Here is a 12,845-nt window from a genome sequence, read left to right on the forward strand (position 1 = left end):
GGAAGTAAGTTCTTGAAAATGTGGTATAGTAGGGATGAAACTGGTTGTATCTCTGCATATGGGATTAGAAGCAATTTTCTTATGAAAGTTGGATATATGAAATGAGAAGTAGATTAACTATGTTGTGAGCAGTACTATCTTTAGTTTGACTTTGCTCTGTTATCTGGGTGCGATTGCTTAACCTTCTTGAGTTTTATCAGAGGCAGTCTCAACTTGGGCGAATCCGAAAAGATCAAACAATGAGTCTCCTGCCTTTTTATCTCTGGTCCCTCGTCTGTTTGATTAATTTTCTAATTACATTTCTCTATCGCAATTTTGGATTTGTAAGCTCTAGTGGTCCTAGCATCTATTTCATTTGCGGTCTTATCCTATACATAACCTTTTTAGGCTACAATGAGAAAATTACTAGTTCATCTCTTAAAAGTGGAAGGAGCACTTATGATTTCTATTGAAAAACTAGAGGGCACTCTCAAATCTCTTAATATGACCCTCTTTATCTGGAAGATTCTCAGTCTGGTTATGGATGTTTTTGGGATTGCCGGTTACTACATGAATATGGCCATCTTGAAGCATCCTGAAAATTATGAAAAGTCGGGAATGACTAGCCAGCAGATTGAACAGCTCCGTAATAGTATGACTCCTTGGGTATTAATCAGTATTCTGCTAGCCTTAGTCGTCAATGCTATTCTGGTTTATTTGCTTTTTAGGAATCATCGGGCTGTCAAGAATAAGGACTATATTAGTTACTGGCCTTACTATTTGAGCCTGGCTTTCATCATTTTGCCAATCATCAATCAAGTATTGTCTGGCTTTAGTTGGTTTAGCACAGTCCTTTATTTAGTCCAAGTGGTTCTTATCGTCTTTACCTACCTCAAAGCTAAACAGCTTAACGAGGTTGGTTAATAGCAAAAGGAGAGGCAAGGGCCTCTTTTTTGTATGCAGAAGGTCTGATGAGAGGTATTTATAGCGAAGATTCCCTCAAAAATGCCGGTTGACGACTTTATTTGGCCCTTTCACGACTTTACTGGTTATTAGACTAGAATTTTAGGTATACTAAAAGAGGGGTTGTATTATATAATCTCTAGCTTATCTTTTTTATGATTACTAATACAATTAAGGTTTGATAATCAAATTTTTTAAATCCTATTTTATTGCATTTAATACCGATTACCTATTGACTTTTTTAAGTTTATAATTTAAACTATACTATGAAAGTAATACAATTGAAAAACTTACAAATTTGTAAGTGAATCAACTTGGATTATTGGTAAACTAAAAGGGTAAGTTGGGCTGTTCCATCAGCCTTAGAAAAGGAGTAAGAAGATGACACGTACACGCAAGAAGAAGGCCATGTCTAAAAGGAAGAAGTGGTCTCTGATTGGAATTTCAGTTTTTGCTGCCCTAGTACTTGCTTTTTTGATTGTCAAAGCCTTTATGGGGGCTGGTGGTTCCGGAAACCTCTATAAGACTGCTAAGGCAAACAAGGGCAACCTAGCTTCCTCAACCATTTTGTCTGGGAAGGTTAAGTCGGTATCTGAGCAGTATGTTTATTATGAGCCAAACAAGGGAAGTACCCCTAATATTCAAGTCCATGTAGGGGATCAGGTTTCTGCTGGTCAAGCCTTGGTTCAGTATGATGCAACTTCTGCTCAGGCTGATTACGATAGTGCTGTTCGTGCCCTCAACAAGGCAGCATCTGATATTCAAAATTTTAAGACAGCCAACGCTTCGATTGCAGGGACAACTGAATATAATAGCCAGTTGCAGTCTCTTAATGATGCCTATGCGGATGCACAGGGCGTGGTAACAAAGGCTCAATTGGCCCTCAATTCGACAACTGTGCTCAGTGATGTTTCGGGAACGGTAGTTGAAGTAGCTGACAGTGTCAACCCTTCTAGTCAGACCAGCCAAACATTGGTTCATGTGGCTAGCGAAGGCCAGTTGCAAATTCAGGGGACTCTGACCGAATACGACCTAGCTAATGTTAAGGTTGGTCAAGAAGTTACCATTAAATCCAAGGTCTACCCTGGTAAGGAATGGACTGGTAAAATTAGCTACATTTCCAACTATCCTAATGAGAAAAATGATACGACCAATGGGTCAAGCCAATCTAATAGCTCGACTTCTTCTTCATCAGGTTCGTCTTACAATTACAAGGTAGATATCACTAGTGATATTGGTGACCTCAAGCAAGGCTTCTCAACTTCAATTGAGGTTAAGAGTGGTACTGAAAGTATCTTGGTTCCGGTCAAGGCTGTGACAACCTCTGGAGATCGTTCCTATGTCTGGGTTTATGACAGCAAGACAGGTACCATCTCTAAGACTCAAGTTACACTAGGCAATGCAGATGCCAAGAACCAACAAATCGTTGCTGGCCTTGATGAGGGTAAAACCGTTATTACTAATCCAAGTAAGGACTTCAAGGATGGTCAAAAGTTGTCACAATCAGAAATAGCATCATCTGATAAGGGGTGAGGACTATGGCTGAAAAAGTTTTAATGGAGCTAAAGGGTATCACCAAGTCCTATCAAAATGGTGACCAGGAATTGCAGGTGCTCAAAGGTATCGACCTGACTGTTCATGAAGGGGAGTTCTTAGCGATTATGGGGCCTTCTGGTTCTGGGAAATCAACTTTGATGAATATTATTGGGCTCTTAGATAAGCCAACCTCAGGGGAGTACACACTGGCTGGACAGGCTGTTGAGCGATTGACGTCCAAGGAACAGGCTCGTGTTCGTAATGAGGAGTTAGGGTTTGTTTTCCAGCAGTTCTTCCTGCTCTCCAAACTCAATGCTCAAGATAATGTTGAATTGCCCCTGATTTATGCTGGAGTTGGTGGATCCCAGAGGCATAAGTTGGCTCAGCAGTATTTGGAAAAGGTTGAATTGTCCGACCGCAGCAAGCACTTGCCTTCGGAACTATCAGGTGGACAAAAGCAGCGGGTGGCTATCGCACGTGCCTTGGTCAATAATCCCTCCATTATCTTGGCTGATGAGCCAACAGGAGCCTTGGATACTAAGACCAGTAACCAGATTTTGAAACTCTTGACCCAGCTCAATGAAGAGGGGAAGACTATTATTATGGTTACTCACGAGCCAGAGATTGCTGATTACGCCAAGCGTAAGATTGTCATTCGTGATGGTGAGATTACTCAGGATACGACCGAAAGTGTCCGGATTGACTAGGGGAGGTTTATAATGCAAAATTGGAAATTCGCCCTAGGGTCAATCATGGGGCACAAGATGCGATCTTTCTTGACTATGTTGGGAATTATTATCGGTGTAGCATCGGTGTCTTTTGTCTTAGCTTTGGGGAATGGCTTTAAGGTCAAGATGGCTGATACCATCAGTAAGGCCCAACATGATGTTCAAGTCTATTATGTCTCATCATCTGGTAGTACAGAAGATGAGAATGAAGCTTTGGCTAGTGGTCAAATGCCTAAAGGTGCCCCTAAAGTTCAAGAGGCTTGGTTAGAGACCATCGTTAAGAACGTTGATGGAATTTCTGGCTATTATATTACTAATACGACAACCGCAAATGTTGCTTCGACCAAGAAAAAAGTGAAACAGGTTACTCTAACGGGAGTTAGTCAAAGCTATTTTAAAGTTCGCAGTCTTAAAATTCTAGCTGGTCGCCGTTTGGAAGAATCGGACTATACCCAGCTATCCCGTTATACCATGATTGATAGAAAATTGGCGGATAAGCTTTTTTCAAGCTATGATGAGGCTCTCAATCAAATCGTTGAGATAGGTGGCAAACAGTTCCGAGTTGTTGGTGTTTATAAAGATCCCAACGAGGCTGATACCTCATACAGTATGGCGTCAGGAAATGCTATTTTTACAAATAGTATGTTGGCTTCTGAATTTAATTTGGATGAAATCAGTGCTATTTACGTCCATGTCCCTGATGTTGATAAGTCATTAGATTCGGGAAGGGCAGCAGCAAAAGAGCTGACCAAACTGTCTGGGGCAAGTAGTGGAAAATTTAAGACTTACGATTTAACAGAAGCGATTGCTCAATATAAAGCGCAAGTTTCTGGTATTTCTCTCTTTATTGGCCTGATCGGAGCAACAACTCTGATTGTTGGTGGTATCGGTGTTATGAATATTATGCTGGTATCAGTTACAGAGCGCACCAGAGAAATTGGCTTACGGAAGGCATTGGGAGCGACTCGTTCAAATATCCTGATGCAATTTTTGATTGAGTCAGTCCTCCTAACTCTAATAGGGGGTGCGATTGGATTGTTGTTGGCTAGAGGAATTGTTGGTCTCTTAGCTAAGTCAGAGGGACTTTTGGCGCAGTTAGGAAGGCCAAGTATTTCCTTCGGTACCATCTTAATTAGTCTATTCTTCTCGGTCCTTGTTGGTATTGTCTTTGGTATTCTGCCGGCAAATAAGGCCAGTAAGCTGGATCCGATTGAAGCTCTGCGTTATGAATAATCGAATGTTTTATAAAAATAGTATTGAAACGATCTCTGTGAGGTCGTTTTCTTTTTTACTCTGCACCTAGCAATAGTATCTCATCATTAATCCTGCCGATACTGAAAGTGTATAGGAAATGGTATTTTCAAATATAAGATTTATAAGTTATTTCGTTTTTAAAAGCTCATTTCCCACTATCTATTGACAAGGATTTCATATCCCTTCTGTGATAACTATCAAAAAGTTAACTTTTGATTTTAATGGAGTATCAATAAAACAAGGGCTATTTGCGATGAAGCAACTTTAATTTTTCTAAGATTATTCTTTTTCAAACACTGCTAGGAAGAAATGGATTGATAGATTATCAGCCGTTTTTGTAATGACTTTCTGATAAACCGTTTTTATAGTTGGCTATCATTTTATCTTTTCTTCTCCTACCTCATAAATGTTATAATGGTCTTACGATTCAACAGCTTATTCAGTAAAAGGCAGTTTCATGAAGCATTCTTATTTCAAGTATTTCTTAAAATTTCGATACCAGCTTTATCAGAGTTTTAGCGATGTCTTCCCATTTGCGATGATTTACGCTTGGTTGGCCATCTGTTATAATCTTCTAATTTCAGAAAATTCCTTTCTGGCAGAAACCAGCCAGTGGGACTTTTACTTGCAAGGCTGGTGGCTGTTTATTTCCCAAAGCCTTTCTAATGTCTTGCGATTTTTGACCTACTTCATGTCAGCCTTTTTTGTGGCTAGTTTTATTAAGCGTGACTTGGAGCATTCAAAGGCAGACTCCTACCTTCCCAGTCTTCTAGGCTTTTTAGCCGTCTGGCTGACAGTATCAAAGTCTGCTCAAGGGGCTGATGGTACTCCCCTTAGCCAACCTTCCTGGCTGCTGTTGATTTTTATAAGCTTAGCTATTATCTTGGTTGTTCGTTTATGGCGATGGCAGTCTCAAGCTTTAGCATATTCAGGCTTAGGAATCATTTTGATTTCCATTTATCTTATTTCTAATTTTCTCAAACATTTTCCGAGCTTTAAACCGGAGTATCTTCTGCAAATGAGTTTTTCAGATTGGATGGGGAACGGTCCCAGTCATTTGTGGCAAGTGCTCCTTTGGTCTTTGTTAGCCATTTTTCTTCTCATTTTTGGTTTTGTTATTCCAAACGTTCTTCTTCATCCATACACAGAACTGACAGTAGTAGGGGATAATTTAAGTGCAGCTCTCAACCAAAGTATTGATAAAATTCCTCATTTATTCACACTTTATACAGTTAAGGACAGCTTTGCCATGTTTGGAGGTGTTGGGCTTATTTTAGCCTTAGCTATCGCTGTCTTCATTGAGAGTCGGCGACGGTCGTATCCCCCCTATAGACGCTTGGCTCTTTGGACGATGATTCCAATTATCTTCGACCAAAATCTTCCTTTCCTATTGGGTCTTCCGGTCATTTTGCAGCCGATTCTTTTGCTGCCAATGGTTGTGACTACCCTTATTGCAGAAGGATTGGGAGCTCTTTGCCTACAGCTGGGTTGGTTAGGCCCTTCCGTCTACACGGTTCCCAACGGGACACCTAGTCTCTTATTTGGCTTTCTGGCATCCAACGGTGACTGGCGTTATCTCTTAGTGACCCTGGTAATTTTGGTCCTATCTGTTCTGATTTATTTGCCATTTGTAAAAATTGCCCTGTCTAAGGAGGTTGCCCATGAAAAAACGCATTGAGTGGCTCTACTTGATTCTCGTAGGACTAGTTTTAATCGTCATGACCTTCCTTGGAAAGTCTTATATTAATCAGATGACGGCCCACAAGGCAAAAATTTATAATTCACAAATGACCCCAACTATTTTGGTACCTGGTTCAGATGCTAATCAGGAGCGCTTTAATGATTTGATAGCAGATTTAAATAGTCGAGAAAAAAACCATAGCGTTCTCAAACTAACGGTCCATAAGGATGATAGTATCAGCTATTCTGGTAAGGTTAATAACAAGGATCGCCAACCGTTTATTGTGATTGCCTTTGAAAATAACCAGGATGGTTATGCTAATATCAAGAAGCAAGCGGAGTGGCTTGATATGACCATGACAACCCTGCAGGAAAAGTACAAGTTTAAACGTTTTAATGCTATTGGTCACTCCAACGGTGGTCTCAACTGGACTATCTTTTTGGAAAAATATTATGATGCAGATGATTTTGATATGCAAAATCTGCTGACGATTGGGACACCCTACAATTTTGAGGAAACCAATATGTCTAACAAAACTCAGATGCTAAAAGATTTAATGGCTGCTAAGGATAAAATTCCGGCAAGCTTGAGTGTCTACAATCTCGCTGGGACAGAGTCTTATGACGGTGACAAAATAGTTCCTTTTGCCAGTGTTGAGACTGGTAAATATATCTTCCAAAAGACGGCCAAGCACTATACGCAGGTAACGGTATCGGGCGACGAGGCTGGTCATTCGGATTTGCCAAGTAACCCGGAAGTTATTCAGTATATTGCAGAAAAGATTCTTACCAACCGTCAGGATAAGACTGTGAAGGTTAGAAATTAATGCCAGTAGCTAGCTACTTGTAGAGCAGATGACTTATTCAGAGCTATAAGAATGGAGGGTTCTTATGCGAAAGTACAACAGACAACCAAAAACGATTATTGTGACAGGCGGAAGTTCTGGCATCGGGTTAGAATTGGCAAAACTACTTGCTGGAGAAGCAGCAGAGATTGTCCTCCTTGCTCGGAATCAGGTCAAGCTTTCCCAAGCTAAGACTGCCCTGGAGGCCCTAAATCCTAGCCTTGAAGTCTTCACTATCAGTGCTGATTTATCAACTGTTGAGGGAATTTTCCAGGCTATTAAGCAAGTTGAAGCGTTACATCTTAATATTGATAGCTTGGTAAATAATGTCGGCTATGGAGTCAGCGGCTTGGCTGATAGTTTAGATCTAGATACTGTTGAGAAGGCTACAGTTGCTAATGCTTTGGCTCCGACTCTGCTCACTCAGGCTTTCTTACCTGCCATCGTTCGTAATCAGGGGAATATCCTCTTTATGGGAGCAGGGGCTGCCACTCATCCTATGCCTAGTCTGGTCCACTATTCTGCTAGTAAAAACCTCATCCATGGTTTGGTCAGGGGCCTTCGCATTGATTTAAAGGGCACCGGAGTACATGTTACTGAGATTCAGCCTGGTCCTGTTGCTACGAATTTTGGGACCAGCAGTGGTGGTTCTGGCTCTTCTCAGGATTTTGCAGACAATAATCCTCTGAAAAAGGTTGAAATCACGCCCCAACAATGTGCGAAAGAATCTCTTGCTGCCTTGCGAGCTAATAAATTGCTTCATTATCCTGGCAGAGGCTATCGCTTCCTCATACGCCTTACCAAGCTGGTGCCTTCTCCGCTTATGGAAAAGTTATTACAAAGATTTATCCAACGCTAATTGTGTTAATCAGCCTATCGCCTTTTTGAGTGTAAAGACTGGAAGAAATATCGAGGGTCATACACCCTGTCTAGTTTGTACTGAGAGGCCAAGCAGGCTGATTCAATCTTCTTAACAATCCTGAGGTCTTTCAATATATTGTTGAAATGATTTTGGCTGTGGGACAATAAAAGTTTAACAAGCTTTTATATTGATTATTTCTCAATCGCTAGCTTGGGCTTTGATACGACAGCCGCTCTGGCTGCCCTTGATACTTGATTTGCCAATTATAAATATAAAAAGAACGGTTGATTTCTGTCGACCGTTCTCTTTATATAGGGCGTATGAATTTAGTTAAATCTGCTATTAATTTGCAACAATTTTAAGATGACTGATCTTACTATCCTTGATGGTTGCAAAATCTTTGCCAGTCAGGGTAAAATAGTCATTAGCGGAGCGTTGTGATACAACTCCCCAATCCACTCTAAACTCGTTTTCAGAGATTTGACTGGTATGCCAAAGGTGTTTGCAAACAGGATTTCGACTGAAAAAATCGTTGAAAAAATTGATGATGGCCTCCTTCCCATGGACAGCTTTCCCATTATGTGGTTCTATGGTAGCTTGCTCATCAAAGAGTGTGCAGAGTTCGTCAAACTTTTCTCTATCTTGTCCAGCTTGGTCAGATAGGGTAAAATAGCGATCCAATATGGTCATTGTAACAACCTCCTTTACGTTGTTTGATAATCATTGAACAATTAAATGATAACATAATAATAAAATTTTTCAAGAAAGGACTGAATAAACTCAAAATTATGCCCGATTTATTTCATCCAGAAGCCCAAGAAATATCCTTATCACAAGTTTTATATGCCCTAAGCGATCCCATTCGTTTGCAAATCTTTTCTAAATTATTCGATTTAGGAGAAGAAGTAAGCTGCAGTTATTTTAACAGTTTAGCTAAAAAGAGTAACTTATCGCATCATTATAAAGTTCTGCGTGAAGCTGGTGTCATCTATGTAAGAATCGAAGGAAGACATCGTTATCTCTCTTTAAGACAGAGTGACATTAACAAACGCTTTCCCCGATTATTCCCAACGATTTTTAACAGCTATTCCCAAGATTAAAATTTCTATTGTTTGTTGATTAAACTGAAAAAATAGAGCAGATTATTTTAATAGAGCTGTCAAGATTTTTTCTTGACAGATATTGGGTATTCTGTTATACTATCTAAGTAAAGTCGTAGGAGAGCTATGGCTAAGCAAGAATTACTATAGAAAAGAGACTTAAACATGTCAGTAAAAATTCGTTTGACTCGTATGGGTTCTAAGAAGAAACCTTTCTACCGTATCAATGTTGCCGATTCACGTTCTCCACGTGATGGTCGTTTCATCGAAACTGTTGGAACTTACAACCCATTGGTTGCTGAAAACCAAGTAACCCTGAAGGAAGACCGTATCCTTGACTGGATGTCTAAGGGAGCTCAACCTTCTGATACTGTTCGTAATATCCTTTCACGCCAAGGAATTATGAAGAAATTCCACGATTCTAAATACTCAAAATAAGAGCTTAACCTATGGATACCATTGAAAATCTTATTATCGCTATCGTTAAACCTTTGATTTCAAAACCAGATAGCTTCAGCATCAAAATTGAGGACGGTCCTGAATTTTTGGAGTACCATCTGGACTTAGACCCTCAGGATATTGGTCGGATTATCGGCAAAAAAGGTCGAACCATCACAGCGATAAGGTCGATTGTCTATTCGGTACCCGTTGAGACCAAAAAGGTTAGAATCATTATTGATGAAAAGTAAGAAAGTAGCGATTGTCCGCTGCTTTTTTTGCTTTTATGCCAAAAGACTGAATACTCAAGGAATATTAGGCAGAGTATACAAAATTTGAAGGTGGGAGGGGTATCATAATTGAATATAAATAATTTCACCTTGATTCAGAAAATCGACAGAGTGGTAAATCTTTAGAGGTCCTTCATCCTAAGTATGAAGAATCTGGTGCTTCCGATAAAAGGTGGAAAAAAGCAGAGCTCCCACAAGCAGTTTTAAACACAAGTGTTTACGAAATTGAAGGCTACACCTGTGTAGTGCTGTCGGATTTGGCATGTCTAAGTAATATGCCCTCTTGAATCGAACAAGCGGTGTGAGAACAAATAGGTGCTTAATCTGGTTTTTTATCTATGGTAATTGGAGGATTATTTTTCGTCAAAGAAGTCGGGTAGATTAATAAATCTTAGGTTAGCAAAAATTAAAATAGTGTAAGAGCAGTAGACTTCACGGTTTGCTGTTTTTGCTTGACAAATTATATTCTAGTGATAGAATATAAATAGATAATATTCTAATGCTAGAATATACAAATCAAAAAAGATATTCCAAAAGGAGGAAAATGTCATGGCATTTGATTTCAAAAAAGAGTTGAAGGAGTTGTATCCGACAAAGACTAATCCGACGATTGTCAAGATCCCTAAAATGAACTTTTTGGCAGTTCGAGGACAGGGTGACCCTAATGAAGAAGGAGGTGAATATAAGCAAGCTATCAGTTTACTTTATCCGCTGGCCTATGCCATTAAAATGAGCAAAAAGACAGACTACAAGATGGAAGGATATTTTGATTTTGTCGTCCCACCACTTGAAGGCTTTTGGTGGCAAGAGGGAATCATAGGTGCAGATTATAATCGCAAAGGGGATTTTCACTTTATTGCGATTCTTCGCTTGCCTGATTTTGTTAGCGAGGAAGATTTTGACTGGGCAGTTAAACAAACGACTATCAAAAAGAAATTGGATTTTTCCAAGGTTGAATATTTCACTTATGACGAAGGTCTGTGTGTTCAATGTCTGCATATCGGTCCCTACAATGACGAGCCTGCAACAGTTGAACGCATGCATGCTTACATGGAGGAAGAGGGATATCAACTGGATATTACCGATGAACGTATGCACCATGAAATCTATATTGGTGATGTCCGTAAAGTGGCGCCAGATAAGCTAAAAACAATTATTCGTCATCCCATCAAAAAAGTAGGAAGTAAAAAATGAGCATTAAGACATCTTTAACAGAAGAGTTGATTCTAGGACTATTGGCAGAGCAGCCTAGACATGGTTATCAAATTGAAAAGCTAATTGAAGACAGGGGGATGAGGCGGTGGACCGAGGTTGGTTTCTCTTCGATATACTATGTCCTTGATAAACTGGAGAAAAAAGAGCTTGCTAAAAGTGCACCAGCAAAAGGAAAGGAGAAAAAAGAGTATGCCATTACAGACTTGGGACTAACAGTTTTGACAGAAAAAACCAAACAGCGTTTGCTAGAGCGCCAACCAGCCAATTCACATTTCATGACTGCCTTGGCTAATAGTCAAAATATGTCACCAAAGGATTTGTTACAAGCTTTCAAGATACGTAAGAAAGTTTTAGAAGAGGACTTGCAGGTCTTGAAATTACAAGAAGCAAGGGAAGGTTTTGCACCGCGCTCTGCCCAGCAATTATTCGGCTTAGGCATGACCATGCTCCAAGCAGAGTTGGGCTGGTTAGAGGAGGAAATTGATATTTTGCAATCAAGGGAAGGATAGAAGCATTATACATCATCAAAGGAGATAGCGGATGAAATTGGATGTAAAACCTTTTATCGGACAACATTGTGAGACGACTGCTACAGGAACCCTTTTGAATCAACTTGGTATCTTTTTAAGTGAACCGCTCTTGTTCGGCCTGGGAGAAGGGCTAAGCTTTGTTTTTTGGAAGATGAAATCTTCGAATATGCCATTTATAGGTGGGAGAATTAAACCCGACCGTCTGACGCAAAACATCACGAAAAATCTTGGATTAAAACTTGATGTTAAGGAAACCTCTTCTAAAGTTAAAGCTTGGGAATCTGTAAAAAGCTTGCTGGATAGTGGTAAGGCAGTCGGTCTGAAATTAGATTGTTATCATTTGGATTATTTCACTAATCCTATTCACTTTGCAGGCCATTATGTTGCTATCATTGGTTACGAAAATCAGGATGCTTTTTTAGTAGACACGGATCAGCAAGGTTGCCAAGTCAGCACATCGCTTGAAAGTTTGGCGCTGGCAAGAAGCGAGAAAGGTCCTATGTCCTCTAAGAATTTATTTTACACTATTGAAAAAGAAAAGGACTTGATATCTTTAGAGATGGCTGTGGTAAAAGCGATACGGAATAACGCAGTAGACTATTTAAGTCCGTCAATCAAGAATATGCAATATAGAGGTATTGAAAAAGTAAGTGAGGAGGTCATCAAGTGGTTTGATGGTTCACAGACCACTGCAGAAGATTTTGGAAAAACTGCAATCTTGATGGAGAGAGCAGGTACTGGTGGTGCTATCTTTAGAAATCTCTATTGTGATTTTCTAAATGAGGCCTATGTTATCACAAAGAATGGAGTTATTAGGGATGCTTACCAATTATTTGTTGAGATCGCGAATGGTTGGACACAAGTTATTGAATTATTCCAAAAAGTTGCTGATACAAAAGATAGACGATTTATATTAGCCGCATCAGAAATAATGAAGAACCTTTCAGGAAAAGAAAAAGAGGCAATGACATTACTTATGGAAATCTAAAGAATCTGTAAGGGGAAAACAATCAATATGTTTACGTCGTAATTATACATTGATTGTTTTTCGCTTTTTGTGGTGTTTATCCAATGTTCGGTTGACGAGAGTTACTCTGTTTACTGATGGTTGAGCTTTAAGCTAAACTGACGAACGTTTTCTATTTCTTTTTTAGGTGATAAATTGCAAGAATAAGTGCAACATTTACTTGAACTCATCCTCTAGAGCTTCACTAGCAGTTCTGTAAGCTAAACATTTTCGTGGTCGGTGATTGATATCATATAAAGCCTTATTCAAAACCTCATCAGAGATAGCGGCTAAATCTGTTTTCTTTGGGAAATATTCTCTTAGTAAGCCATTTGCGTTTTCATTGCTTCCTCTCTGCCAGGATGAATAGGCGTCCGCAAAGAAAAAGGAAATTCCTAAATTCTCTACCAGAGGATAGC

Annotated in this window: 15 protein-coding genes; 13 read left to right on the plus strand and 2 right to left on the minus strand. The window is 39.6% G+C overall.

Translation table 11 applies throughout. The annotated features are described in order from the left end of the window. The first annotated feature begins 438 nt into the window (after nucleotides 1-438). The 7 genes from BS63_RS0103250 to BS63_RS0103280 all read left to right on the plus strand — a co-directional run bounded on the left by BS63_RS0103250 (nucleotide 439) and on the right by BS63_RS0103280 (nucleotide 7,844). Nucleotides 439-903 (plus strand): hypothetical protein, encoded by a 465-nt coding sequence (locus BS63_RS0103250; protein WP_002960733.1) that lies wholly within the window; start codon nucleotides 439-441, stop codon nucleotides 901-903. A 420-nt stretch (nucleotides 904-1,323) separates the two neighbouring features. Then, complete coding sequence (locus tag BS63_RS0103255) at nucleotides 1,324-2,475, plus strand: efflux RND transporter periplasmic adaptor subunit (protein WP_019768633.1); 1,152 nt, start codon at nucleotides 1,324-1,326, stop codon at nucleotides 2,473-2,475. 5 nt (nucleotides 2,476-2,480) lie between these two features. After that, nucleotides 2,481-3,185 (plus strand): ABC transporter ATP-binding protein, encoded by a 705-nt coding sequence (locus BS63_RS0103260; protein ID WP_028798429.1) that lies wholly within the window; start codon nucleotides 2,481-2,483, stop codon nucleotides 3,183-3,185. Between the two features lie 12 nt (nucleotides 3,186-3,197). Next, on the plus strand, nucleotides 3,198-4,439 hold the full coding sequence (locus BS63_RS0103265; protein ID WP_002960728.1) for an ABC transporter permease: 1,242 nt from the start codon (nucleotides 3,198-3,200) through the stop codon (nucleotides 4,437-4,439). Nucleotides 4,440-4,917: 478 nt separating this feature from the next. Beyond that, a complete protein-coding gene (locus BS63_RS0103270) occupies nucleotides 4,918-6,138 on the plus strand; it encodes a PTS sugar transporter subunit IIC (RefSeq protein ID WP_002960726.1) in 1,221 nt (406 codons plus the stop codon). After that, nucleotides 6,122-6,967: an alpha/beta hydrolase gene (locus BS63_RS0103275; protein WP_002960725.1), complete on the plus strand. Its 846-nt coding sequence runs from the start codon at nucleotides 6,122-6,124 to the stop codon at nucleotides 6,965-6,967. The genes BS63_RS0103270 and BS63_RS0103275 overlap by 17 nt, the downstream gene beginning before the upstream one ends. Before the next feature lie 64 nt (nucleotides 6,968-7,031). Next, nucleotides 7,032-7,844: an SDR family NAD(P)-dependent oxidoreductase gene (locus tag BS63_RS0103280; protein WP_002960723.1), complete on the plus strand. Its 813-nt coding sequence runs from the start codon at nucleotides 7,032-7,034 to the stop codon at nucleotides 7,842-7,844. A 345-nt stretch (nucleotides 7,845-8,189) separates the two neighbouring features. On the opposite strand, the gene BS63_RS0103285 is transcribed toward BS63_RS0103280, so the two are convergent. Continuing rightward, complete coding sequence (locus tag BS63_RS0103285; protein WP_002960720.1) at nucleotides 8,190-8,537, minus strand: nuclear transport factor 2 family protein; 348 nt, start codon at nucleotides 8,535-8,537, stop codon at nucleotides 8,190-8,192. Between the two features lie 98 nt (nucleotides 8,538-8,635). On the opposite strand from BS63_RS0103285, the gene BS63_RS1000000111685 reads away from it, so the two are divergent. The 6 genes from BS63_RS1000000111685 (at nucleotide 8,636) to BS63_RS0103310 (ending at nucleotide 12,408) form a co-directional block, all read left to right on the plus strand. After that, nucleotides 8,636-8,947: an ArsR/SmtB family transcription factor gene (locus tag BS63_RS1000000111685; RefSeq protein ID WP_080566235.1), complete on the plus strand. Its 312-nt coding sequence runs from the start codon at nucleotides 8,636-8,638 to the stop codon at nucleotides 8,945-8,947. 165 nt (nucleotides 8,948-9,112) lie between these two features. Then, the gene (gene rpsP / locus BS63_RS0103290) at nucleotides 9,113-9,385 is read left to right on the plus strand and encodes a 30S ribosomal protein S16 (RefSeq protein ID WP_002960712.1); all 273 of its coding nucleotides are present in this window, start codon (nucleotides 9,113-9,115) and stop codon (nucleotides 9,383-9,385) included. A gap of 11 nt (nucleotides 9,386-9,396) precedes the next feature. Further along, the gene (locus BS63_RS0103295; RefSeq protein ID WP_002960710.1) at nucleotides 9,397-9,636 is read left to right on the plus strand and encodes a KH domain-containing protein; all 240 of its coding nucleotides are present in this window, start codon (nucleotides 9,397-9,399) and stop codon (nucleotides 9,634-9,636) included. Between the two features lie 588 nt (nucleotides 9,637-10,224). Next, the gene (locus BS63_RS0103300; RefSeq protein WP_002960709.1) at nucleotides 10,225-10,869 is read left to right on the plus strand and encodes a GyrI-like domain-containing protein; all 645 of its coding nucleotides are present in this window, start codon (nucleotides 10,225-10,227) and stop codon (nucleotides 10,867-10,869) included. Beyond that, nucleotides 10,866-11,399 (plus strand): PadR family transcriptional regulator, encoded by a 534-nt coding sequence (locus tag BS63_RS0103305; protein ID WP_002960707.1) that lies wholly within the window; start codon nucleotides 10,866-10,868, stop codon nucleotides 11,397-11,399. Before BS63_RS0103300 ends, BS63_RS0103305 begins: the two co-directional genes overlap by 4 nt. Before the next feature lie 31 nt (nucleotides 11,400-11,430). Next, nucleotides 11,431-12,408 carry a BtrH N-terminal domain-containing protein gene (locus BS63_RS0103310; protein ID WP_002960705.1) on the plus strand — a complete coding sequence of 326 codons (978 nt, stop codon included), beginning with the start codon at nucleotides 11,431-11,433 and terminating at the stop codon, nucleotides 12,406-12,408. A gap of 195 nt (nucleotides 12,409-12,603) precedes the next feature. On the opposite strand, the gene BS63_RS0103315 is transcribed toward BS63_RS0103310, so the two are convergent. Beyond that, the coding region (locus tag BS63_RS0103315; protein ID WP_028798430.1) for an IS30 family transposase at nucleotides 12,604-12,845 on the minus strand (242 nt) is incomplete at its 5' end.

The sequence above is a fragment of the Streptococcus sobrinus DSM 20742 = ATCC 33478 genome (assembly GCF_000686605.1).
Classification (GTDB): domain Bacteria; phylum Bacillota; class Bacilli; order Lactobacillales; family Streptococcaceae; genus Streptococcus; species Streptococcus sobrinus.